This window comes from Pseudoalteromonas arabiensis (assembly GCF_001550155.1).
GTDB lineage: Bacteria > Pseudomonadota > Gammaproteobacteria > Enterobacterales > Alteromonadaceae > Pseudoalteromonas > Pseudoalteromonas arabiensis.
Genome location: NZ_LRUF01000024.1, coordinates 581846 through 607720, shown reverse-complemented (window position 1 = coordinate 607720; position 25875 = coordinate 581846). Strand labels below are relative to the sequence as shown.

General features: G+C 39.5%; 18 protein-coding genes, 2 tRNA genes and 1 pseudogene (1 of these 21 running past the window's edge). 13 read left to right on the top strand and 8 right to left on the bottom strand.

All coding sequences use genetic code 11. The features are described from left to right. From PAARA_RS20680 to nth, 9 genes are all read left to right on the top strand, one after another. Positions 1 to 56 (top strand) — tRNA-Asn (locus tag PAARA_RS20680) (it extends 305 nt beyond the left edge of the window). Between the two features lie 185 nt (positions 57 to 241). Further along, on the top strand, positions 242 to 2185 hold the full coding sequence (locus PAARA_RS16020) for an EAL domain-containing protein (RefSeq protein WP_062569986.1): 1944 nt from the start codon (positions 242 to 244) through the stop codon (positions 2183 to 2185). Between the two features lie 166 nt (positions 2186 to 2351). Continuing rightward, positions 2352 to 2933 (top strand): electron transport complex subunit RsxA, encoded by a 582-nt coding sequence (gene rsxA, locus PAARA_RS16015; RefSeq protein ID WP_062569985.1) that lies wholly within the window; start codon positions 2352 to 2354, stop codon positions 2931 to 2933. Between the two features lies 1 nt (position 2934). After that, positions 2935 to 3489 (top strand): electron transport complex subunit RsxB, encoded by a 555-nt coding sequence (rsxB, locus tag PAARA_RS16010; protein ID WP_062569984.1) that lies wholly within the window; start codon positions 2935 to 2937, stop codon positions 3487 to 3489. Positions 3490 to 3497: 8 nt separating this feature from the next. Beyond that, positions 3498 to 5972, top strand: coding sequence for an electron transport complex subunit RsxC (rsxC, locus tag PAARA_RS16005; RefSeq protein ID WP_062569983.1), 2475 nt, complete (start codon positions 3498 to 3500; stop codon positions 5970 to 5972). After that, complete coding sequence (gene rsxD / locus PAARA_RS16000) at positions 5969 to 7024, top strand: electron transport complex subunit RsxD (protein ID WP_062569982.1); 1056 nt, start codon at positions 5969 to 5971, stop codon at positions 7022 to 7024. The genes rsxC and rsxD overlap by 4 nt, the downstream gene beginning before the upstream one ends. Next, entirely contained in the window at positions 7024 to 7662 is a 639-nt protein-coding gene (gene rsxG / locus PAARA_RS15995; RefSeq protein ID WP_062569981.1) for an electron transport complex subunit RsxG, read from the top strand. The genes rsxD and rsxG overlap by 1 nt, the downstream gene beginning before the upstream one ends. Beyond that, the gene (locus tag PAARA_RS15990) at positions 7659 to 8357 is read left to right on the top strand and encodes an electron transport complex subunit E (RefSeq protein ID WP_062569980.1); all 699 of its coding nucleotides are present in this window, start codon (positions 7659 to 7661) and stop codon (positions 8355 to 8357) included. The genes rsxG and PAARA_RS15990 overlap by 4 nt, the downstream gene beginning before the upstream one ends. A gap of 39 nt (positions 8358 to 8396) precedes the next feature. After that, the gene (gene nth, locus PAARA_RS15985; RefSeq protein WP_062569979.1) at positions 8397 to 9029 is read left to right on the top strand and encodes an endonuclease III; all 633 of its coding nucleotides are present in this window, start codon (positions 8397 to 8399) and stop codon (positions 9027 to 9029) included. A gap of 59 nt (positions 9030 to 9088) precedes the next feature. Here nth and PAARA_RS15980 read toward each other — a convergent pair whose 3' ends face one another. Continuing rightward, positions 9089 to 11428, bottom strand: coding sequence for a CocE/NonD family hydrolase (locus PAARA_RS15980; protein WP_062569978.1), 2340 nt, complete (start codon positions 11426 to 11428; stop codon positions 9089 to 9091). Between the two features lie 148 nt (positions 11429 to 11576). On the opposite strand from PAARA_RS15980, the gene PAARA_RS15975 reads away from it, so the two are divergent. Both PAARA_RS15975 and PAARA_RS15970 read left to right on the top strand, forming a co-directional pair. Further along, complete coding sequence (locus tag PAARA_RS15975) at positions 11577 to 13616, top strand: winged helix-turn-helix domain-containing protein (RefSeq protein ID WP_062569977.1); 2040 nt, start codon at positions 11577 to 11579, stop codon at positions 13614 to 13616. Between the two features lie 90 nt (positions 13617 to 13706). Next, positions 13707 to 13955, top strand: a pseudogene (locus PAARA_RS15970) (endonuclease III); the annotation flags it as partial. A 577-nt stretch (positions 13956 to 14532) separates the two neighbouring features. On the opposite strand, the gene PAARA_RS15965 reads toward PAARA_RS15970, so the two are convergent. Further along, the gene (locus tag PAARA_RS15965) at positions 14533 to 16686 is read right to left on the bottom strand and encodes a winged helix-turn-helix domain-containing protein (protein ID WP_167346348.1); all 2154 of its coding nucleotides are present in this window, start codon (positions 16684 to 16686) and stop codon (positions 14533 to 14535) included. A gap of 225 nt (positions 16687 to 16911) precedes the next feature. Here PAARA_RS15965 and PAARA_RS15960 point away from each other — a divergent pair, with 225 nt between their 5' ends. Next, positions 16912 to 18069: an alpha/beta hydrolase-fold protein gene (locus tag PAARA_RS15960; protein WP_062569975.1), complete on the top strand. Its 1158-nt coding sequence runs from the start codon at positions 16912 to 16914 to the stop codon at positions 18067 to 18069. A 297-nt stretch (positions 18070 to 18366) separates the two neighbouring features. Beyond that, positions 18367 to 18765, top strand: coding sequence for a lactoylglutathione lyase (gene gloA, locus PAARA_RS15955; protein ID WP_062569974.1), 399 nt, complete (start codon positions 18367 to 18369; stop codon positions 18763 to 18765). Positions 18766 to 18786: 21 nt separating this feature from the next. Here gloA and PAARA_RS15950 read toward each other — a convergent pair whose 3' ends face one another. The 6 genes from PAARA_RS15950 to PAARA_RS15925 all read right to left on the bottom strand — a co-directional run bounded on the left by PAARA_RS15950 (position 18787) and on the right by PAARA_RS15925 (position 25563). After that, positions 18787 to 21018, bottom strand: coding sequence for an ATP-binding protein (locus tag PAARA_RS15950; protein ID WP_062569973.1), 2232 nt, complete (start codon positions 21016 to 21018; stop codon positions 18787 to 18789). Next, on the bottom strand, positions 21015 to 22178 hold the full coding sequence (locus tag PAARA_RS15945) for a sugar ABC transporter substrate-binding protein (protein ID WP_062569972.1): 1164 nt from the start codon (positions 22176 to 22178) through the stop codon (positions 21015 to 21017). Before PAARA_RS15945 ends, PAARA_RS15950 begins: the two co-directional genes overlap by 4 nt. Positions 22179 to 22245: 67 nt before the next feature. Further along, positions 22246 to 23391: an ABC transporter permease gene (locus PAARA_RS15940; protein ID WP_062570047.1), complete on the bottom strand. Its 1146-nt coding sequence runs from the start codon at positions 23389 to 23391 to the stop codon at positions 22246 to 22248. A 5-nt stretch (positions 23392 to 23396) separates the two neighbouring features. Beyond that, positions 23397 to 24323, bottom strand: coding sequence for an ABC transporter ATP-binding protein (locus tag PAARA_RS15935; RefSeq protein ID WP_062569971.1), 927 nt, complete (start codon positions 24321 to 24323; stop codon positions 23397 to 23399). Further along, positions 24320 to 25267 (bottom strand): HlyD family secretion protein, encoded by a 948-nt coding sequence (locus tag PAARA_RS15930; RefSeq protein WP_062569970.1) that lies wholly within the window; start codon positions 25265 to 25267, stop codon positions 24320 to 24322. The genes PAARA_RS15935 and PAARA_RS15930 overlap by 4 nt, the downstream gene beginning before the upstream one ends. 220 nt (positions 25268 to 25487) lie before the next feature. Next, positions 25488 to 25563: transfer RNA gene (locus PAARA_RS15925), tRNA-Glu, on the bottom strand. Positions 25564 to 25875: the final 312 nt, after the last annotated feature.

Sequence of the window (25875 nt, the reverse complement as noted above, 5' to 3'; positions counted from 1 at the left end):
AGAGCGACGGACTGTTAATCCGCAGGTCCCCCGTTCGAGTCGGGGAGGGGGAGCCAATTTTTCAAAAAGTGTCTTTATCTCCCCTATTCTTACTCAACAAATGTATTAGACTTTCCAATACTTATATTCTACTCTATCTTTGCTTAACTCTTTATTTCTTATAAAATTAGAATAAACTGTACTTAAAGAAATCAATCAGGGAATTGATTCCTTCCTTTAGGCTCTTAAAAGATAAGAAAACATGGCTGGTTTTAAAAAACTTATATTTGTACAATTGATCTCTTGGCTGCTTTTTACACTGCTGGGCGGCTCTTTTATTGCTTTGAGCTTTGACAACGCAGTAAGTGATGCCCAAAAAAAAGCACAACTTACAGTAAATACATATATAAATAGTTTAACTGCTGAAGAACTAGCTCCTGAAAAAATTAAACGCGCTCTAACAGATGGCGCAACCTTCTCAAAATTCGTTTTACGAGACACAGATGGTAATGAAGTATTTGCAGTGAGAAACTCAGAGCCTTTGCCATTGTTTGCCGGTATTGTAAACAGCACATTTAATTCTATTCGTCCACAATTTGCTGTAAACCCGACCTCAGATATCAAAGTTGAATTTACTATAAATGTAAACCACCTTGCTGAATTACTGCAACAGTCCTTATTTATCATTATTTTATTTTCGGGTTTAATTGCAATACTCCCTATCTTCTATATGAAAAGCATGTTCCAGCGCCTCAACCGGAAGATAAGCACCACTATTGCCGATATTATTGATATTTATATCAATCAAAACCAAGTTGACGGCGACCTTGAAAACGCAATGGACACATCGCGATTGAAAAAGCTGAGTAAAGATTTAATCCCCTCTTTCAATCGTCTTTCGCACTTTTTACAAACGAAACATGACGATATTCAAAGAAATGCGATGAGTATCAAAAAAGAAGCCTATAAAGATGTAGTAACAAATTTAGGCAACCGAAACATGTTCGTTGAATACTATGAAAGACACATTGAAAATGCTGAAAAGAGTACATTTGGCTCTCTAGCCATGATCAGGTGTAGTGAACTACAGGCAATAAACCAATCTCGTGGTTATCAAAAAGGAGATGAGTACGTTAAGGGGGTTGCCGATATTATTAAGCATATAAGCGGCACTTATACTAACAGCCAAGTGTTTCGTTTAAATAGCTCTGACTTTGCCGTTGTGTTACCTAATACACCACTTAAAGAAGCAGAGCGTTTTGGTGATAATCTACAGTCTCGGTTTACTCAATACCAACAAAACCAAGAACTTAGTTCTGTTGCCAATACTGGCATTGTCGGTTATGAGAAAGGTAAACCGCTTGGTGAGCTATTATCAATTGTTGATAATGCGATGAGCATGGCTCAATCTAAACAAACAAATGCATGGCATGTGCAACGAGAAACAGACCTAGTTAATAACGTGAGCGCAGGATTTGGAAATCAAAACTGGCGAAAAGTTATTAACGAAGTTATAAAATCGAAACGCGTTCATTTGGTGATGCAAAATATTATGCCGATCGGCAAAAGTGTGAAAGCCTATGCAGAGATTCAAGTGCGTTTTAAAACAGCTGAAAATCAGATGCTCCCGACCGCTTCTTTCCTTGCTATGGCAGAAAAGCTTGATATGGCAATGGAGATTGATCGGTTAATCATCGACACCACCTTAGAAAAAGTGAAAACTCGCAACTTTTCACAAAAATTCTTTGGTATAAATGTTACAGCATCAAGCGCACATAATGATCAGTTTGTGATCTGGCTAGAACGTCGGCTGTTAAAAGACAGTAATATCGCATCAAAACTTATTTTTGAGGTCAGTGAGTTCGGCTTACAGCAAAATATCAAAGCAAGTAAACGCTTTATTGATATGGTTCATCGTGTCGGTGCACGTATAACGGTAGAACGCTTTGGTGTGGGTTTAACCTCATTTAAATTCTTTAGGGACCTCAAACCTGACTTTATTAAAATGGATGCAAGCTACACACGAGGCTTAGAAGAAGATAAAAATAATCAGTATTTCATGCGCTTAATGGTTGACCTTGCACACCGCATTGGGGTGAGTGTGTTTGCTGAAGGTGTAGAAAGCCAAGAAGAGAAACATATTATCGAAACACTGTGTTTAGATGGCGTTCAAGGCTACTATATCGAGAAGCCAAAAGACATCTAACTCACCTTAAAAGACCTAATAAACCTACTATTTATCAGGTCTTTAACATCAATCTAACACTTTCATACCCAACTCCCCTGCTTATTTTAGCTATTCGTCTCTCATGTGTTGTGTCGACCCCAAGAAAAAAGGATAATGGAGGGGTTTTTATTCTTGTGAGGCACGCATGACAGAGTATGTCCTGTTATTGATTGGCACCGTGCTAGTCAACAACTTTGTATTAGTTCAATTTTTAGGTTTATGCCCGTTTATGGGTGTATCGGGTAAATTGGATACCGCAATTGGTATGTCCTTGGCGACAACCTTTGTGCTTACTCTTGCCTCTGTAACAAGCTATTTAGTGAATCAATATATTTTGATTCCTCTTGATATTGAATTTTTACGTACTATGAGCTTTATTTTGGTCATCGCTGTAGTGGTGCAATTTACTGAAATGGTCGTACGAAAAACAAGCCCAACCTTGTATCGCCTGCTAGGTATATTTCTACCTTTAATCACCACTAACTGCGCTGTACTAGGGGTTGCATTACTCAACATCAAAGAAGATCACTCATTCTTGCAATCTGCGGTATATGGTTTTGGCGCAGCAGTTGGTTTCTCTATGGTGTTAATTCTTTTTGCCGCACTGCGTGAACGTTTAGCGGCAGCTGACGTCCCTACTCCATTTAAAGGCGCATCAATCGCAATGATAACAGCAGGCCTTATGTCAATGGCGTTTATGGGTTTTACAGGATTAGTGAAGTTTTAATATGACCTTGTTTTATGCCTTAATAGCGCTTGGTTCATTAGCGCTCGTCTTTGGTTTAATTTTAGGCTTTGCCGCGATACGTTTTCGTGTTGAAAGCAATCCTATTGTCGATCAAATAGATACTATTTTACCGCAAACCCAGTGTGGCCAATGTGGTTACCCTGGTTGTCGCCCTTATGCTGAAGCAATTGCCAACGGGGATGAAATAAATAAATGTCCGCCAGGCGGCGAAGCCACAGTAAAGAAACTTGCCGATTTAATGGGGGTTGAAGCCAAGCCCCTTGCAGGTGGCGAACAAGCAGACCCTATTAAAACGGTTGCCTATATTCGTGAAGATGAGTGTATTGGCTGTACCAAGTGTATTCAAGCCTGCCCTGTCGACGCCATTGTGGGTGCAACTCGTCAAATGCATACCGTGCTTATTGATGAGTGTACTGGCTGTGATTTATGTGTAGAACCTTGCCCTGTAGATTGTATAGATATGCTGCCAATTAAAGAAACAAAGCAAACATGGAAATGGCAATTAAACGCAATTCCTGTGACTCAAGTAGATTAGGAGCACAAATGGAAACGTTAATCGAACAAATTAAACAAGGTAAAGTGTGGCCATTTCCTGGTGGGATTCATCCACCTGGTCAAAAACACGTATCAACAACTCAGTCAATCCAACGTTTGCCGCTTCCTCAAAAGTTGGTCGTATCACTAAAACAGCATATTGGCGCAAACGGCAAACTGATTGTCGAAAAAGGCCAGCAGGTCCTTAAAGGCCAAGCATTAACAAAACCAAGTGGTAACTGGTCTGTACCAGTGCATGCGCCTACCTCAGGTATCATTTGTGAAATATCCCCTATGCCATCAGCGCATCCCTCAGCTTTGCCTGAACTCAGCGTTGTTATTGAACCTGATGGGCTAGATAACTGGTGTGAACTGAAACCCATTAGTGATGCTGCTGCCCTCTCTCATGATGAACTCGTCGATATTATTCATCAAAGTGGTATCGCTGGTATGGGCGGAGCTGGCTTTCCAACTTATGTAAAAGCGGACAGCCGAAAAGACATCGATTTTTTAATTGTTAATGCCGTTGAATGTGAGCCTTATATCACGGCCGATGATATGTTAATGCGAGAGCATGCGGATGGTATTGTTGCGGGTATTGAGCTAATGCAACAATTATTAAGCCCTAAGCTAACAATTATTGGCATTGAAGATAATAAGCCAGAAGCCATTGCTGCTATGAAAAAGGCAGCTCAGCACAATCACAATATTATAGTGCAAACAGTGCCAACGGTTTATCCGTCAGGTGGCGAAAAGCAACTAATAAAGATACTGACAGGTAAAGAAGTGCCAAATGGCAGTATTCCAGCAGATATTGGTATGCTGGTACAAAATGTCGGTACTCTTTTTGCTATTAATCAAGCGGTGTTTGAAGGCAAACCATTGATTGAGCGAGTTGTCACAGTCACGGGTAATACAATCCATAAACCAGGTAATGTGTGGGCTTTACTGGGCACTGAAATTAAGCACTTATTGGATTGCCAAGGTTTCTCTCCAGTTCCACAACAACGTGTTGTTATGGGCGGCCCGATGATGGGCTTTACTTTACCAACCGTGCGTATTGGCATAGTAAAAGCCACCAACTGTATTTTAGCACCTGATCATCAAGAGTTGGCTGAACCTGGCGACGAAAAAGCCTGTATTCGCTGTAGTGCCTGCGCAGACGCATGCCCTGCCTCTTTATTACCGCAGCAATTACAATGGTTTGCTAAGTCAAAAGAGTACGACAAGCTAAATGAGCACAACTTGTTCGACTGTATTGAATGTGGTGCCTGTGCTTATGTATGCCCAAGCGAAATTCCATTGGTCCAATATTACCGTGTTGCTAAGGCTGAAATTAAAGAGCAACAAGCTGAGCAAATTAAGGCTGAACGTGCCAAAGAGCGTTTTGAAGCACGTAAAGAACGTTTAGAGCGTGAGCAAGAAGAGCGCCAAAACCGTCACAAACGTAAACCCGCTGCAAAATCAGATGGCGAAAAACAAAAAGTGGCTGATGCGCTTGCACGTGTGAAGAGCAAATCTGATGCTAAAGAGAGTAAATCAGCTGTGGCAGCGGCTATAGCTCGCGCCAAAGCGAAAAAGCAAAGCCCTGATGCGGAGCTTGAACCTGATAATTCAGAGGTCGCTAAAGAGCGTGCAGCACGCAAAGAACAAGCACGTAAATACAAAGAGCAAAAAGCTTTAGAGCAAGGTGAAGAAAACCGTGATAAAGATGATAAAAAGTCTGCTGTCGCTGCCGCCATTGCTCGTGCCAAAGCGAAAAAAGCCGCACAAGCTGCTGAAGATCACGTAGAGGCAGCAGACGCTGCACCTAAAGATGATAAAAAAGCGGCTGTCGCTGCCGCCATTGCCCGTGCCAAAGCAAAAAAAGCCGCACAAGCTGCTGAAAATAAAGGTGACGCTGAAGAAGATAGTGCACCTGTCGATGACAAAAAAGCGGCTGTCGCTGCAGCCATTGCCCGTGCTAAAGCGAAAAAAGCCGCGCAAGCTGCTGAAAATCAAGATGATGCTGAAGAAGATAGCGCACCAGTTGATGACAAAAAAGCGGCTGTTGCTGCAGCCATTGCTCGTGCTAAAGCGAAAAAAGCGGCGCAAGCTGCTGAAAATCAAGACGATGCTGAAGAAGATAGCGCACCAGTCGATGATAAAAAAGCCGCTGTCGCTGCAGCCATTGCTCGTGCTAAAGCAAAGAAAGCCCCTAAAGAGCAAGCGCAGAGTGATGATTCACACGTTGAGGTTGATTCAAAACCTCAACCTGATACAAATGAATCTAGCGAAGATAAGAAAAAAGCCGCTACAGAGCAAACGCAAAGTGATATTTCAGCCAATTCTGTTGATACTGAAATAAAACCAGCAGACTCGGATGTAGAGCAAGTATCAAACGCACCTGAATCAAAAGAAGATAAAAAGAAAGCCGCTGTTGCTCGTGCTATCGCTCGTGCAAAAGCAAAAAAGTTACAACAAGAAGGAAACGATAAGTCATGAAACTAACCATGGCGAGTTCGCCGCATAATCATAGCCATAAATCATTAAGCCGATTAATGATCACAGTGATTGCTGCGTGTATTCCAGGCTTAATCGCGCAAGTTTTCTTCTTTGGTAGCGCTGTGTTAATTCAGCTTGTTCTCGCGCTAATTACAGTTAGCGCCTGTGAAGCTGCTGTTTTACTGCTTCGTAAACGCAAAGTTTGGCCAACACTCAGCGATGGCAGTGCGTGGTTAACAGGTGTTTTACTGGCGTTGAGTATTCCGCCTTTAGCGCCTTGGTGGATCATTGTAATTGGCTGTATGTTCGCAATTGTTATTGTAAAACAGCTCTATGGCGGCCTTGGCTTTAATTTATTTAACCCAGCTATGGCAGCTTATGTATTACTACTTGTATCGTTTCCGGTGCAAATGACCAGCTGGTTACCTGTTAGTGATTTACTAGCATCTCCAATCAGCTTCTCACAACAGCTGTCTGTTATTTTCAATGGCTTTACCAGCGCTGGATTTAGTGTCGATCAATTACGTGTAGCGATTGATGGCACAACCATGGCAACACCGCTTGATACCGTTAAAACAGATGTCGCCCATCACCTAACGGTGGCTGAGAGTATGAGTAAACCTCTTTTTAATGACTGGTTTGGTCTTGGTTGGGGCTGGGTTAACCTAGGCTTTTTAATCGGCGGTCTTTATTTATTAAAAGCTAAAATCATTAATTGGCATATTCCTGTAAGCTTTCTCGGTGCTTTAACGATATGTAGCGCTATTGGCTATATAGCATCACCTGGGACAGAGGCTGGCGTGGTATTTCACTTATTCAGTGGTGCCACAATGCTAGGGGCATTTTTCATCGCGACCGATCCTGTGTCAGCATCAACCACAAATAAAGGCCGCTTAATTTATGGTGCCTTAATTGGTCTACTTGTTTACTTAATTCGCACATTTGGTGGTTACCCTGATGCTGTCGCTTTTAGTGTGCTTCTGCTAAACATGGCAGTACCATTAATTGACTACTACACACAGCCACGCACTTACGGCCATGGAGTGAAATAATGATCCTTTCCTCAATGACTAAAAACGGTGGTATCTTAACCGCTTTTGCACTACTTACTACCGGAGCTGTAGCGCTTACCCATAGCCTAACGGCCCAGCGTATAAGCGACCAAGAAAAGAAGCAGCTCGCCGAGCAACTACAGCAAGTGCTTGACGCTCACCATTACGATAATCAACTATATAAAGATTGTGTCATTATTACAGATGAACGTTTAGGGCCCAGACCCGAACAAATTATTTATCGAGCTTATAAAAGCGATAAACCATACGCTCTTGTAATGCGCCATGTTACGCCAAGCGGTTATAGTGGCGATATTAACTTGCTAACAGCCGTTTTTGCTAATGGTGAAATTGCTGGAGTTCGTGTTACAAAACACGAAGAAACGCCTGGGCTTGGCGACAAGATAGAAGTAAAAAAATCTGACTGGATCACCTTGTTCAAAGGTCAGACTGTATTAGGTGAAGATGACAATCGTTGGGCTGTTAAAAAAGATGGCGGCCAGTTCGATCAATTCACTGGAGCAACGATTACGCCACGCGCTGTAGTCGGCTCAGTTAAAGAAGCTGTGCTATTTGCACAAGCTGAATTTGATAACCTATTTGCAGCAGCTAATGCTTGCCAAGGAGGTCAAGAATGAGCCAGGTAAAAACCTTGTTTAAAGATGGAATGTGGGCCAATAACCCCGCCCTTGTGCAGTTATTAGGCTTGTGCCCTCTGCTAGCAGTGACTTCTACAATAACAAATGCTTTAGGTCTTGGTTTAGCGACTTTATTAGTACTTGTTGGTTCTAATGTAACTGTATCGATTGTGCGCAACTGGGTGCCTAAAGATATCCGTATTCCTGTTTTTGTGATGATCATCGCAGGCTTTGTAACGATAGTGCAGCTGATGATGAATGCCTATACATTTGGGCTTTATCAATCTCTTGGTATTTTTATTCCACTTATTGTAACCAACTGCGCAATTATAGGTCGCGCTGAAGCATTTGCGTCAAAAAATACAGTCCCCCTTTCAGCCTTTGACGGCTTAATGATGGGCTTAGGCTTTATGCTAGTACTTGTTGTGCTGGGCGCTATAAGAGAGTTAATTGGCCAAGGCACCCTTTTTGATGGTGCTGATTTGTTGCTCGGCCCATGGGCACAAGCACTGCGTATTGAAGTGTTTAGTTTCGACAATCAATTTTTATTGGCAATTTTACCCCCAGGTGCCTTTTTAGGTCTTGGTTTGTTAATTGCTGCAAAGAATGTGATTGATAACCAAATAAAATCAAAGCAAGTAGTTACTCCAGAAGTAGAAAAAGGCCCTCGTGCCCGGGTAACGAGTTTAACCTAAAGGAGAGCACGCACCGTCACTGCGTGCTTTACACTCACCATGAATAAAGAAAAACGTTATGAGATCTTATCTCGTCTTCGTGAGCAAAATCCGCACCCAGAAACAGAGCTTGAATACTCAAGCCCATTTGAGTTATTGGTTGCTGTAACCTTATCAGCACAAGCAACGGATGTAGGTGTTAATAAAGCTACACGCAAACTGTTTCCAGTTGCAAATACGCCACAAGCGATTTTAGATTTAGGCCTTGAAGCCCTGCGTGACTACATTAAAACGATTGGTTTATTTAACTCAAAAGCCAACAACGTTTATAAAATGTGTGAGATTCTGGTTAATAAGCATAACTCAGAAGTGCCCGAAAACCGTGAAGCCCTTGAAGCACTCCCTGGTGTGGGTAGAAAAACAGCGAATGTCGTATTAAATACGGCCTTTGGCTGGCCGACAATTGCTGTCGATACACATATTTTCCGCGTATCTAACCGCACTAAGTTTGCTATGGGTAAAGATGTGGTTGCTGTAGAACAAAAATTAGAGAAAGTGGTACCTAAAAAATTTAAAGTCGATGTGCACCACTGGTTAATCCTGCATGGCCGCTATGTGTGTACTGCTCGTAAACCTAAATGTGGCAGCTGTATTATTGAAGACTTGTGTGAGTTTAAGGATAAGACGGAATAAGCCAACACCAATTTTTAATGACTGTAAGCTTACCGCTTAGTAATATCGAAATCATCCAGCTATAAACTTTCGCTCTCCCTACCAATTTTTATTTGGTTAGGCTTCAATGGTAAATTTATTTGAGAAGATAAAAACCATTTCAACTTTAGTGGTTCACCCGATTCCGAAATATGTTCATGATTTACTGGTTTTCCGGTACCTAGATTTACCTGTGCATCTACATTCTTATTCACGTTTAAAACCAGGGCTATTTTGCTGCCTTTTTTAACGAGCTTAGATGTGAAGCGCGCATTAACAATTGGGACTCTACGCTTTTCATTTGGTACCAATAAACGCCTTTTACTCATATCGTCAGCATAGCTGGCACGGCTGCGGTAATTATTCAAATGAAACACTTCCCCTTCTGCTGTAATTTCGTAAAAATTAAAACCAATATCTACATCTTTTTTATTAGTCGCAATATCAAAGAAACCTGTAATTGAACCTGTTAGCTCCATATCCTGCTTAAATACTGGTGTTTCTATTTGAATTCCACCTTGTTTATCAATACTTTGTTTAATGACTGGCCACGGAGCCTGATTTCTTTGCTCATCTCTATCTGCCATGTCTACAGTCTGTTCGATATACTGATTTTCCAAAAACGCTTTATTTTTTGTCATAACATAGTTCTGATCTTCATTCGCTTTCGTGCCTTGGATAAAAAAGCTTAGTGACTGCTGGTTAAGAGCTTGTAAAGAGTCTGCAAACCTCCATTCATTCCCCCCCATTAATTGGTAGTTGACTTTGTTTTGCAGTAATTTCGGTAGCGGTTTTCCATACAAAATATGGTCAAACCATTCTAATACCAATTGTTCCGTGTCTTTTTCTAGTGCGACAGGATCTAGTTCATAATTACTGTGGTGTGAACGAGGCTTATTTTGTGCTGACCAATGATTATAAGGGCCAATCAACAGAGTATGGTTTGCTTTTTTATTGTATTTATAATGCTCGTGCAGGTAGTTAAGCGCTGATATTTGACCGCCCTCGAAATATCCAGTAATGCTTAGAACAGGAATGTTAATACGCTGATAGTCTTCTTTATGTGGCACCATACTTTGATAGTATGAATCGTCTTCTGGATGCTCTAGCCATTTTTGTAGCCAAGGGCTCGGCTTTTTGGCAATTTTGTCTATGTCAACAATAGGGCGTCCACTTGTATAAAGTTCATTAGTAATATTATTAGTGCGCTGCCAATCATTGTAAATCGTGTTGTCCACCGTTTTGTTATTGGTGACAAATAATGGCCATTCAAAATTTCCAGTTAAAGCTATGTTATTTTCATATGGTAGACCTGTAATAAGGTTTGCTGCCACATAAGGTGCAATGGCCTTTAAGCCCTTGGGCATAAACTTCGTAGTAGCCCACTGAGTAAAACCATTATAACTACCTCCATACATAACGACCGTTCCATTGCTCCATATTTGTTTTGTGATCCAGTTAATAAGCTGTGCTGCATCTTCGCCTTCATGCTCCCATGGAACTATTTCATTTTTACTTGAACGCTTACCGCGTGAATTGGCTACCATACCTATATAACCATGTGCAGCAGCATTCATTGCCGTTTTGATATGTGCCGATTCATCGGCATATATGGTAAATTGTAAGGCTGTAGCGTTAGCTTCCCTTTGACTTCGGCTTCGTACTATCGTTGTCGATAATTCAATACCATTTTTAAGTTTAACTAATACATCTGGCTGAATTATAAATCGACGCGTTTGCTCTTGTTTTATAATGGTGCTCGAGATAGGAATAATCGCATCTAACACGTAATACAATTGGGTATTGACTGCAATATTGATCATCTCATTTTTCGAAAGTACTGTTTTACCCTTAACTTGTTTATAAAGGTTATATACATAATTTTTAGCATTAGAAACCGACCAACCTAACGCTAAAACCATCTGTACAAACTCTTTATCGTTTAGTTTTACAAATTTTTGTCTAATTAACTTTTCCGCTTCACTGCTAAAGTGTTTTTGCGACAAGTTATTGTTGTTTAAACTACGGCGTACTTGATGAAAAAATTGATAATGTGAAAACTCCAATGTGTTACCTTGCCGCTTAATGTTGTTTGAAATTTCGGCAAGTTCATCACGCAACGACAATAACGCTATTTTATTGAACATAGTTTGCTGCACAACTTCATTTTTGGCTAATTTAGTAGCAAATGACTGTAAGTCACGTTTAAATTTTGCAGACGACAAAATAGCATCAGCATCTTCGACCGCATTTAATTCGGTAGTGGCGATGACAGATGGAATAGCATAATCTGCGCTACTTGCCGCATAGGCATCGGTTAAAAAGTTTAGTAAGATGATGGCCGAATAAAACACCACTGACGCTAGACTTAATTTTTTCATTTATGTTTCCGCTTCTATAACTTTCAATGAATCGTGAAACCACTCTATTGAGTTAGATATTTTAAGTCCTGACAACTGGGTGAAAAGTTGTGACTTTTTATGACTCCCCTAATTTTAAAGGGGTGCGTAGCAGAAATGATGGACCTATATGCGCTGGCAAATTAAAAGTTTTGTTTTTTGTGAAGATCAAAAAACCTTAATTACTGAAGAAGTGTCAGTGAAATTAGAGCCAATGATGTCTGAACTATTAGCCTACTTTTGTCGTCATCAAAATCAAATTCTCAGTAAAGAACAGTTATTCAACGATGTTTGGCATGGTCGCTGTGTAAGTGACAACACCATAAGTAAACTCATTACCAAACTTAGAAAAGCCCTACTAGATGATGCGCGAAATCCTCAATACATTGTTACTGTATCAAGGCGTGGTTACAGGTTCGTTGCCAATGTTAAGCAAATAGAAGAAAACCCAAGTTCACATAAAGAAAACACTACTTCAGTTTTAGCTAATACTAATTACAAAATACTTCTCCTCTCACTTTCATTATTTATAGCTGCTATGTTTTTGTGGATAGTAGCCTCAGACCGCCATAGCCCCAAAGTTAGCTTTTCAGCCAAAGCGATAACCTCTGATAAGGGCAGAGAATACTTTCCAAGCTTTGCGCTAGAAGGTGTTCGACTTGCATATATGAACTATGATGGCGAGAAATACAGACTATATGTGAAAAACATTTACTCTGGTGAAAAAGTTGAAGTAGATCACGGTGAAGAATATGGTGTTGGACCAGGAAGTTGGAACAATGCTGGCACTAAGCTCGTTTATTTAGTTGCTTCAAAAGAAAAATGTATGTATTTCATACGCGAATTTAACGATTTGGCAATGTCTGAGCCCAAGTTAATTCATACCTGTAATGAAGGCAGTTATGGTGCTATCAAATTTACTCACGACGACAATACCCTTGTGTTCTCAGAGTCTGCTGGCATGGGAAAGCCCTACTCACTCTACTCACTTAATCTTGAATCAGGCGAAACCCAATGGCTTCCACAGCCAGCGCTCCATTTAGGGGGGAATAGCCAATTTGACCTACACCCAACAGAAAACAAATTACTGATTTCTTCGCCTAATGAACAGCAATGGGAAGGCTTTTATCAGTTAGATTTGGAAACTCAAAAATTACGTTTATTGTTTGAGTTAAATGCATATATTTGTTGTGGCATTTGGTCACACGACGGCGAACATGTTGTACTTATGGGGGAGCACCCTGCTCGTGAAATTGTTCAGTATGATCTCAATGGTAAAAACAAGTCACTTGTATATGTAGGCCCTCAACAATTGCACCAACCTCAACGTCACAGCAATGGTATTGATTACACATTCAACGCGTCTCATCTTAACCTAAATGTAGATGAATACAATTTGGAAAAACAAGAAACTAAGTCAATATTAAATGACACATTTGATGAAAGATTGGCGGTTTTGTCACCTAACTTAAATCAAGTGGCTTATATCGGTTTGGCGTCAGGCAACGAAGAACTATGGCTATATGATAGTAATACACAAAAGAATAGGAAGGTTACTCTGTTTGCTGATAGCAGACATTACTTAGATTTGGCTTGGTCGCCTGATCAAAAGAAAATTGCTGCACTTACCTTAAACGCCATTCACGTCATAGAGTTAAGTAATGGTGAAACAAGTGTATTACCTTTACCTGAAAAGGAAATTCGCGGTATTTCATTTAAATCATCAAGCCAACTTGCTTTTAGCATGAAGTTAGGTAGCAATTGGCAAGTTGTTATTTTTAATTTAAATAACAATTCGATGACACGTCTTGACCCAAAATGGCAAAGTGTTCAGTTTAATCACTTATCAGAGAATTGGTTGTGGGTTGACCAAGATGGTCTATGGTACCAAGGTGAAAATGCTAACCGCTTAATATTACCCCAAAAAAACCTACCTGCTTTTAATGGTAGGCAGTTTAATGTAAAGAAAAGTGGTGAATACATTGCATTTTACGACTGGCAAAAGAAACGACTAGAGGTTTATAAAAATCAAGCGAGTAAACCAATAGTCACCTTGGATAGTCAAGTGGGGCATTTTTCAATAAATGGTGACAAGGTGTTATCCAGCCAGAAGTCATCAAAAACAAATAACAGTGATATTTACCAAACCTATACCTTGAGTGCTAAGTAAATAGTTAGGCATAATAAGGTATGCAATTCATTATAGTTGTAGAGTCACAAATAAACATCATCTTAACTAAAAGCCGATCTACCTTACTTGTCTTTTGGCTGGCCGACTATAGCTGTCGATACGCATATCTTCCGTGTTTCTAACCGCACTAAGTTTGCTATGGGTAAAGATGTGGTTGCTGTGGAACAAAAATTAGAGAAAGTGGTACCTAAAGAATTTAAAGTCGATGTGCACCACTGGTTAATCCTGCATGGCCGCTATGTGTGTACTGCTCGTAAACCTAAATGTGGCAGCTGTATTATTGAAGACTTGTGTGAGTTTAAGGAAAAAACGGAATAATTAAGTGTTATTGCGGAGCTGCATTAGCTGGTTAGGTGTAGTTGAACCTTCATTAGTTGATGCAGAATTCTCACAATTAAAATATCGTTGGCTCTTTTAAAAAAAAATGTAGTGCTTTCTAAGTATAACTTGCAGTCTTTGATTATGTCAGATATAAAATTTATGCGTGGCTCCTAATCGCTAAATCCTGTATTTAGCGCATATCAGATAACAAACGCTTTATTTTTTCCATAGACAGACATAAATCAAGTACGATAACTCAGATAAAAAATCACACCTTTTGGCTCTGCGACTTGCTCAAATACTATTTGATTTAATTATTCCTTGTTTATTACATTGGCCACGTGAAGTGTGTGATTCTTATAACTTGGGATCACAACACTTTCTGCTCCCTCGGGATTACTGCAACTCTTTGCAAATATTCTAAAATAGTAGGCCATAAAATCTTGGATAACTTGATAAATCAATGATCTTTACTTTTTTGCATGCGTAATATCAAAAATAGTTAAGCCAGCCCCCGCTATTAGTAGCAATATGAAATTCGATATGCACACAATCTAATTCAAAATTTTTGATATTAATTCATAGTACGATGTATATCTCCCTCTTGTTGTTTGATATCACTCACTATAATTTTACCGCGGCTTACGTCATAGCTAGAAAAACCCTTTACTAACCACTTGCTGCGTAACTTTGTATCAGTCAGTGGTACTGCATTAAGATACTCTTGGTTATTTTCTGACTTCAAATAGTACAAAACACCATCATCAACTTTTACACTATAAAACTCTTCAGGTAGTGATATTTCAGTACTGATTAGTTGTTTAGTGTTAAAAATAGCAGTCTCGTTAGCTACTTTCATCTTATAAACTAGATGACTGTTATGCTCTATGAGATATATATTATTAGGTTGCTCTGCATCGCTTAAAGCGTATGACCACGAAGTATTCTCTATTGGTGATGCCTCATTAAATAAATCAATAAAATGGAGTTCTGGTATACCACTACTCACTGCCGTAACAGCTACATAGGCATTTTTATACCAATCCAATGCAATTATTGGGCCTTTACCGATATAAATAAGCTGCATTTGCTGCAATGACTTTATAGGTTGACCTTTATTTAATTCATCTATAGATAGCAAATACACCTTGTTGTCTATATTAACAATCACTTGCTTGTCATCAGGAGATATAGCGAGATGCCCGATAGAATATGGCTGGTCAAAATTAGTCAGAACGTTAACTTTTTTAGATTGGTAATCACCTAAAAATAGTTGCATACGCCCATTACGATTTGAGGTAAACAAGTACTGCTCAGAGCGATGAAATAAAGCTGGTGTTGTATCGTTAACTGTTGAATTACTCAAAAAATCTATATTTTCAGTATTAAGTCCCTTAGAGCTGACAAGCCAGCGGTTGCTAAAACTTTTTTGTCGAGTACCAAACACAATGTTTTTTCCATCAGGCATGCGCGACATTTGTGAGGACAGCTCTTCAGACACATTGACAACTGTCGAAGGGTTTGCCCCATATAAATCACTTTTAATTATTTGGTGTGTAGGAGGTGAGGAGAAATAGTACACATTTTCTGAATCATGGTGCCAAATAGCTTCGTATACCGGTCTGTCAAATTGCATACCTTCGGTAACTTGGTTATTAGACAAATTCAGTGATAGCAGTTGTGTTTTATAGTCACTTTTAGTGCTCATTATTAATAGCTTTTTACCATCTGGAGAAATATCAATACCATGATGACCCCAGCCTTCTGGTTCAACTTGGGGTAGTAATGAATGTTTTCGCGCTTTTAAATCAAAAACATAAATGTGATTTGGCCAAAAGTTTTTTGGCTGAGCAGTGTAGTAAATTGCATGTTGTTGCGTGTGATAATCAATATCTTTAATTCTCTTATTTTTGCAGTCAAATAACCTTTTTTCTTTTTTCGTTGCCAATCCACCATCTTGTAAATAGATGATCTCAGCTTGAAAAACAGCGCAATGACGATAAGTTTTATCAAGAAAAATAATGTCTGTATTAGTAGATCCTTGTTGGTTAAATACAGCAACCAGTTTACTTATGTTATTTTTTAGTTTCACCCGTTCTAAGTTCGCTGTATTTATATTTTTTAACCAGAGTTCATTGTTTTTGCTTAATTCGTTTTCCTTTAAGAATAAGAGGTATTGGTTATCAGGGGTGATTTTTGCAGAAAACTCAATTCCATGCTCCCTAGTTAAAGCAACTGAATCCCCATGCGAAACGTATTTAGGTTCACTGGGTATTAATTGCCAGAGTACATAACCCGCTAGTGAGGCCAGCACAGTAAAAAATATTATTGGAAAACTTTTATAAAACAGTTTCGTGGTACCTGTGTTAATTTGGGTGTTGTTTAGAGCTTCAGATACGCATTCATCTTGAGCTGAAATGGACACTACTTCACAAATAAAGCGGTAGCCCCTCTTTGGCACTGTTTGAATATAACGTGGTGATTTAGCATCATCGTCCAATATTTTTCGGAGGTTACCTATCAACTTATTAATAGCATTGTCGGTTACAATTGAACCTGTCCAAAGGTGATCTAGAATATCTTGTCGAGTGATAATTATATTTGGCTGCTGAATAAAAAATAACAATAACTCGAACAGTTTCGGCTCGATCGTTACTTCTTTCATCGTGTTTTTTTCTAATAAACGCGCTTGTTCACTATCAACAATATATTCACCAACTTGAATCATAACCAACTGTAATAGATAGATAAAAAAATAAGAAAAATACTGTAGCATGGCTAGGCTTGAATTGAGAAATACATTCTTGAAACCGTTTTCAAAGCCCACACGACTATATAAAATCGTGAATTCACTTTTTCATCACCTTTTTTCCCATAAATTTCATTACTTTACGCATGCTTTGAGCGAAGTTAAAGTTCAATAAAAACACGATTAAAAAATGGAAAAAATGCGATGAAACAACTTATAGCTTTTAGCGTTATTGTTATGATATTGATGACTCAAGCCAGTGCTAAACCAAGAGGCATAATTTTAACCGATAGTATTCATTCAAAGATCTTATCAGAGCGGCGGGATTTATTAATAAATTTACCAAGCAGTTATGATCAGAATAAAACGCTGACCTATCCTGTTGTTTTTTTAACTGACGGACTAAGAAACTTCAATCATGCATCTGGCACTTTAGATTTACTAACACAGTCGCATGAAGCACAAGAAATGATCATTATCGCTATCAAAAACACACAAAGAGCGAGAGACTTTACACCAACCTATGATGAAAGTTATAACAAATGGGGAGTATCTGGCGGTGCAGATAACTTTTTAGACTTCATTGAACACGAGCTCATCCCGCATATAAATGAAAACTACCGAACTAATAACTTTAAGATTTTATCAGGACACTCTCTTGGCGGCTTACTGGTTATTCATTCACTACAAACCAGACCAGAGTTATTTCAAGCTCACTTCGCGTTTAGTCCGAGCTTATGGTGGCATGATGGCGTTATTTTTAAAAACACCAAGACTTTTTATGAAAAAGGTGGCAACCTCAACAGCTATTTATATATGAACTTAGCAAATGAAAAAGGGCAAATGTTAAGTTCGTTCGAAAAATATGAACACCTACTAAAAAATCATAATCTAAAGGGGTTTAGTTACGACATAGATGTTGTTGAAGAGGAAAATCACAGTACTTCGGCTATGGTTGGCCATAACAAAGCATATACTCATTTATACAAGCAATTTCAGTGCCCTACAGATATTATAGCACAGGGTATACCAGCAATTGAAAAGTACTATATGCAATTGTCAAAGAAATATAAAGCCGAAATAAAGCCAAGCTATCATACACTCGCTCAAGTAGCAGGTATCGCCTATAACAAAAAGGACTTTTCTGGCGCGATTGAGGTATACAAATCTCTCATCACACAATTTCCTCACCTGTCAGATCCACACTACCGAATAGCCTATATTTATGAAACTCAAGGCAAATATAACAGGTCAATTGAGGCACTTGATAAGGCACTTAACATCAGCACCTCTGAGAATGTAGAAAATAACAAGTACAAAGCCTTAAGAGCATTTGTACTAGCAAAAATGAATAATAGCTAACTTAACCGTCTTAACAAATGAGAGGCTCTTAGAGAACCTCTCTACTCCCTAGACTCTCGCATTTAAGATCTAGATATTTAACAACTAATAGGTATTTTATTTTTTCGCTGTAAATACGCAGAGTATATAATTCCAAATAGCAATCAGTTAGTTTCATCTGCTAATATCGCGTATTTGTTTCAATGATAAGTTGTAACTCTTGCCTAACTAAACCGCCCTCCCTTCATATTTAAGGTTTAAATTAGCGGCAAAATTCATGGGCAAAAATACACATAAACAAACCAGAGGATGCTTAAAATGCGCTTATTACACACAATGCTTCGCGTTGCTGATTTAGACAAATCAATTGAATTTTATACGCAGGTATTAGGTATGAAAGAACTGCGCCGTGCAGACAATGAAGAGTACCGCTACACCCTTGCTTTTGTCGGTTATGGTGACGAAAAAGATGCAACTGTGCTTGAGCTTACTTATAACTGGGATACTGACAGCTATGATCTAGGTAATGCATATGGCCATATTGCTATCGAGTTTGATGACATTTATAAAGCATGCGACGACATTAAAGCTGCTGGCGGTAATGTTAGCCGTGAGCCAGGCCCTGTAAAAGGCGGCACAACTGAAATTGCTTTTGTTAAAGACCCTGATGGCTATGCAATTGAGCTTATTCAGAAAAAAGACAATAACGCATTCTAATTGTAATGGCTATTTCTGCTGTTAATTTTGCTGAAATAGCCATTTTGCTAATGCTAGCTCCAATTCCTCAAAGTTAATTGGTTTAGCAATATGGTCACTGATCCCCATCGCAATGCTTTTATTTATATCCTCTTTCATTGCGTTCGCGCTGACAGCAATAATAGGTGTATTAAAACCCTTTTTATTTAGCAAAATCTTGCTGGCTGTTAAACCATCCATTACAGGCATTTGAATATCCATTAGGATTAAAGCGTACTCTTTATTTGATGCTTTATCGCACGCTACTTGTCCGTTATCCGCAAGTTCATATTTAAGCCCTAATTGTGCTAAATATTTTGTAATCACAATTTGGTTAATAGGGTTATCTTCTGCAATTAGGAGTGGCTGTTCTACCACAGAAAAATCGTTCCTTGACCTATCAGCCTTTTGCTCAACTTGCTGTATATTAAGGTCTTCTAAAACTGTTTCAAAATCGACTTGAATTGTAAAAATAGTGCCCTTACCAAGCTCACTATTAATGTTTATTTTCCCTTCCATTAAATCGATTAAACCTTTACTTATGGCCAGCCCAAGGCCAGTGCCGCCATATTCTCTGGTTATATTGCTCTGAGCTTGAACAAAGGGGTTAAATAACGCGTTAATTTTATCTTCAGCAATACCTATGCCGGTGTCTTTTACAGCAAATTCAACCCTTGTTTTTTCATTGCTTTGGTGAACCACATTAAGTGATAAAGTGATTTCTCCTTGCTTTGTGAATTTTACTGCATTGGAGAGTAAGTTGATCAGCACTTGTTTAACACGTATCTCATCACACTCAACGGTTAAAGTTTCAAGTTTATCGACATCAAGCCGGCATACGATCCCTTTGGCATCACAACTCGGTTTAAACAATAAAATAAGATCATTGCACAGAGCGACTAAATCACATTGGCGGTGCTCAAGCTCAATTTTATTGGCTTCAATTTTCGAGAAATCTAGAATGTCATTAATAACGGTTAGTAAAACATCACTGCAATTATTAATTTGCCTAACAAAGTCAGTTTGATCTTGGCTTAACTCACTTTTATTTAGTAACTGCAAAAACCCTACAATCCCATTCATTGGCGTTCTAATTTCATGGCTCATGTTTGCCAAAAACTGACTTTTAACTTGCTCTGAGTGCTCTGCCCTAATTTTCTCTAACTGCAATGACGTAATTTGTATATCAATAGTTTCGGCCATACTATTGAGGGAATCTGCAATATCTTTAAACTCTTGATAGTGAAAATTATTTTGAACTTGTTTGTAATTCCCTAATGCAAACTCCCGACTTATTGCTGCAATGCGATTTAATGGATTATGCAGTCGCAGAGTTAACCAACGAACTAGCAGAAATGAGATTATAAACAGCGTAATTATCAACCCTGCTGCCATCACAGCGGTTTGTTTGACCGCGGTTGTATAGGCTGACTCTGTTTCATTTATCTTAAAAAGTAAAGGGCTCAAGGCATTGTCAAATATCACACGATTAATAGTCGCTTCTGATGACAATTGAGCTTTATCTAAAGCATTTCCTAAGCTATATAAGACTTGCTCTTTTACCTTCAACTGAACTTGCTTACCCGTTTGATAAATAGGTTGTTCATTATGTTTTGCAAGCCACTTAACGGCCTCTGACAAAGGAATAAATGATACTAAGACACCTGTTTTTTTAATTGGCTCACTGAGTGAGTCTTGCTCATTTAACAGTGTTGAAGTAATCGCTAACAAGGCACTATGCTTTGTGTCTTGTTGAGTAAAAAGTTCATTAAGATGTATGTTATCCAAAACTTGAATCGTGTTTTGATTATCTAGAATTTGGCTGTTTTCTAAAATTTGTTTGGTCAGTGAATAATTAAGTGTTAGCGATGTTATTGGGTAACCTTCGACTATAAAGCCTTGATTATCTATCACAATCGCAGCACTTATTTGCGGGTTAGTATTAACAAACTCCTGTAACTGCATGAGTGCAAACTGTGAATAAACTACTTTGTCAGGTAATTCCGCAATTGCCTTTGTATTGCTAAGTACTTGGCTATTCTTTTCAAGTTTAAAAAATAATTGCTCTAAACTTGCTGCGTTATTTCTTGCTTGCCATTGCAAACTGGTGTTTGCTTGCTCGATTGAATTTAAATAGAAACGCCCTATCATCAAAGCAGCAAGTATGAGTAATGGGGTGATAACAAGTAGTAACACACTAAAAAACAGTGCCCGACTAAAACGAGGGTTTTTCATTGCACCCCATCATTTGCAATTGAACGTTCAGCAAGGCCTTGCATAAATTGCCCCGTTTGTTCAGCTGTTAACGCTCCGCTGCCAAAACGTGAAAAACCTTTATTAAGCACCTCCCAAACAATTATCATGGTTGCCGTTGAGGGCATAGGCTTTGTTTCTTTTAAAGCATCAACTAGCGTGCCAAATACAGTCCCTTGTTCGTTTTTAAGATGCTCTAACACCTCTATATTTACAGGTATATCACTAATTTCCTGCCAGATTAAGCGCTGAAAAGATGCTTCTTGAGCCAACTTGGCAAACTTACGTAAATTATCTTTATTTGGGCCATTAAGGCTATCGTTTGGAAAGGCAAGAACAAAGGTTGAATAGTAAGGTTGCATCACTCGCCCATTGAGAGAAGGCAAAGGTTGCACTGACAGATTTTCACCAAGTGCTTGCTGATAAGTGTTGAGTGCCCATGCTCCGTTAACAATAAACGCGGCTTTTTGTTGCTGAAATGCTTGATGAGAACACGCATAGTCACACTGACTATCAACAATGTCTCGCGCATTTAAACCCCAAACAAAACGTAGCGCATCATGCATAGAAGGTGTGTTAAGTTGAGCTTGGCCGTCAGCTATCAAATTACCTTCAAAAGCACTTAAAAATGGAATAAACCAATACATTTCCATGAAGCTCCACGTTATTAATTTTACGTGGCTTGGTAATGTAGGTTTCAATTTTTCAATATCTTGCCAATCGGTAACAGGGGATTTTATAAATTTAGAGTTATAAAAAAGTAGCAGGTGGTTACCTTGTATTATAGGAATGCCGATTAGCTTTCCTGACACCCTTGCTGTGTCTAAAGTTCGTTTATCTGTTGTCTGGGCGATTAAAGAAGCTGGGATCTCACTAAAGTTAGCATACTCACTAAGCCCTAGGTGATCTGCGGGTACAATAATAACATCAGTCATATTAGAAGTATGTGCATTTTGCACCAAGCGCACTTTTAACGCTTTTTGATCAACAAAAACCGAGTGAATTGTTAAACCACTTTGCTCTGCAAGCTTACCGAACAACTGACTGAAGTTTTCATGCTTCATTGTATGGGCTAGATTAATGGTTTTTGCATGACTATTAAATACTGCAAAAAATAACAATCCCCAAACTATTTGCTGCACGCTGAAATCTACTTAACAAAAGATAAAATTATCTTTAGTTAAGCACAATTGTTCAAAATTGCCTAGTTTAATCAAGGGTTTTCTTAAACCGGAAAGCGGCAACCGCTAAACCAAAAAACGTAAAAGCAGTTAGCCAAAGTAAATCGCTGCTCATACTCATTAAATTGACATCTCTTAACACTATTCCTCTGATTAACCTTAAATAGTGAGTTGCAGGTAAGCTCTCAGCAAGCCACTGCGCCACCTTTGGCATGCCTTCATAGGGAAATACAAAGCCCGACAATAAAATCGAGGGTAACAGAATGAAAATTGTCATTTGCATGGCTTGAAGCTGGTTTTTAGCGATGGTCGAAAGTACTAAGCCAAGCACTAAACTGGCACATATAAAAGCAAAGGTTGCGACAACCAATGCGACTAAACCACCTCCAAAAGGAATATGAAACAAGAGCTTACCCATGCCTAAAATAATAAATAACTGAATAAAACCAATGAAGATATAAGGAACCACTTTACCAATCATCAATTCGAGTGAGCTTAAAGGTAAGGTGATTAAGAGCTCCATATTACCTCGTTCTTGCTCTTTAACAATTGCAGCAGAGGTGAACATAATCATAGTCATGGTTAAAATGACAGCAGCTAAACCTGGCACAATATTCACCGCAGAGCGTTGCTCTGGGTTATAAAATAAGGTTGTCTCAAAGGTTGGGTAAGTTCTATTTGCAGGCTTATCGAGCAGCTCTGCAAGCGGCATATTGCGCAGCGATTTTATGCTCGACGCTACCATTGTATCTGAGCCATCAACTAACCAATGCGCAATTGGCCTTACTAACGACTCATTACTGCCATCAGGCAATCCAAAACCAACGGTTGGGTGCTGAGCAAGTCGGTTTGCCACATCATGGGGTATAAACATCACAGCACGCACTTTCGCACTGGCGATTGCTGTTTGTGCTTGCTCAATACTGTTGTAATAATCCGTCACTTTAACCACATTTGTCGCAGATACTGTTTGTACTAATATGCGACTTAGGGCAGTTTGGCTATGATCGACCACTGCAACAGGGATATCTTTAACGTTAGTGTTAATAGCATAGCCAAATAGAATCAGTTGGATAAGAGGGATCATCACCACCATCGCAAATGTCATTCGATCGCGGCGTAATTGTAATAACTCTTTGCTTACAATTGCTTTTATACGGCTTAATGAAGTCATAATATTCATTGTCTGCCCTGCCCTGTGCAGGTGACAAACACGTCTTCGAGGCTTGGGCGAACACGATTTACTTGCCATGTATCCTGACAAAATGATTGCTGTTTTATGAACTCAACGGGATCTTGAATATCTTTTTTCACTAATACTCGCAATTGTGCACCTAACTGAGTGGCTGAAATAACATGGTCGATTGTTGCGAGCTGTTTTTTTAATTCTCTGGTTTGCGCCCCTGCTATTTCTACCACATGAGCGTGCATGTCTGTCATTAATTGCTTTGGCGAGCCATCCGCGCGTTTAATACCTGATTCTAAAATGGCTAAACGATGACAGCGCTCAGCTTCATCCATGTAATGAGTAGTGACTAATATCGTGGTACCGGCATTACTTAAATCAAACAGTGTTTCCCAAAAGTCACGGCGATTTTGTGGATCGACTGCCGATGTTGGTTCATCAAGAAATAAAATTTTCGGTTTATTAATCACTGCCGCAGCCAATGCTAAGCGCTGCCGTTGTCCCCCACTCATACTTCCGGCCATTTGATCTACTCTTTGATCAAGGCCATAGGTATGGAGTAATTCGTCAATTCTTTGTTGTTTTTGCTGCTTTTTAAACGGGTAAAGCGCCGCCATGAACTTTAGGTTTTCAATTACGGTCAAGTCGCTATAAAGTGAAAACTTTTGCGTCATATAACCAAGTTGTGTCCTGAGCTTTTCAGCATCTTTTGGCAGACTCAAGCCAAGCACATTGATATCACCAGAGGTTGGCTTCAATAGCCCCGTAAGCATACGGATTGCGGTCGTTTTACCACAGCCATTAGGGCCCAAAAAGCCATAAATTTGCCCTTGCTCAATGTCTAGATCAAGGTTATCAATCGCTTTTAAATCGCCAAATTGTTTTACCAAACCTTTGGCCTGGATCACCGATTCAGTCATGGCATAATCACTTGAGCAGGTACGCCTGTCGGCAAGTTACTTTCACTTGCGGGTAGTGTTACCTCTGCAAGATACATTAATCGTGCACGCTCTTCCTGATTAAGAGCATAAAAAGGCGTGAACGCCGGCTCTGTGGCAATCCAGGTCAGTTCACCCTGAATATCTTTATCTATGCCATCGACACGAACCGTAAGTGTCATGCCCTGATTGAGCTTGGCACGATATGGCTCTGGGATATACACGCGTGCGTAAGGTGCGCTGTTCGCTTGAATAATAACGACTGGGCTGCCTTTAGTAACTCGCTCACCTACGTGCCAAGGCAAATTATCGACTCTGCCAGCACGCATCGCTTTAACTGTCAGATCTGAGAGGTATTTTTGCTGTACTTTTAGTTCTGCTTCTGCCGCCTGAACTTGCGCTTTTGCACTATTAATATCTTCAACACGCGAGCCGTTTGTTAGCTCATTTAAGTTCTGCTTTGCTGATTCTAAATTAGCAAAAGTCTCATCTCGTGCAGCGATTGCACTGTCTAAGGTTTCTTGGCTTGCGAGTTTATCTTTAACTAAGGTTTTTGCACGGCGAAAATTAGCTTCACTTTGCGTATATGCAGCATTGGCTGCTGCTACTTTGGCTGATGCACCAGCAACTTCTTCGGGGCGAGCACCATTCAAGGTTTTTTCTAGAAATGCTGAGGCTTGAGCTAGTTGTGCTTGCGCTTTGGCAACAATCGCTTGCTGAAGTTCGGCATCGAACTTTGCAATCACTTGCCCTTTTTCAACCAACTGACCTGCTGAAACAGGTAGATCGATCAGTATTTCGTTAGTCGTTGCAGGATGGATCACACGCTCACGCTCAAGCGTTCCTAGCGCTACTCCCTCATTTGAGTCTGAGCAGGCAGTAATGACTAAAGAAATTAGTATGAGTACAACACGTTTAGCTAACATTTTAATTTCCTTATGGTTAGCTGATGAGTTGCTAAATACTATAAAGTATTAAAATGATCAGTAAAAGTGATCAATAGGAATTAAAATTTTAGAAATATATTGGGTCTATATCGCAAAGATATATGGAGAATAAGGAGTATTTATTTGAAAAAGATTTTTTCTACTTGAAATGAGATTACAAAAGATAATCTTGACAAAACGTTAACTTACTTAATGTAAGTGGCGTCCCCAAGGGGATTCGAACCCCTGTTACCGCCGTGAAAGGGCGGTGTCCTAGGCCTCTAGACGATGGGGACGCAGAAATTGGTTTGCAAATCACTGATTTGCTATTTCTGCGTAAGATGAGACCGAGCCTGCGAGGCGAATGGCCTTAGCTTAAACAGAAAGTTTCTGTGTCACTAGGACAACTGAATAGTTAGGCTCGATTCAGACGAGCTTCTAATAACACAGCACTTAAAGTAAGTGGCGTCCCCAAGAGATTCGTACTCTTGATAACGTCGTGCATAGATTGTGCGGTGTTCACCGCCCCACTACACATAACCTACTTAAACAAGTGGCGTCCCCAAGGGGATTCGAACCCCTGTTACCGCCGTGAAAGGGCGGTGTCC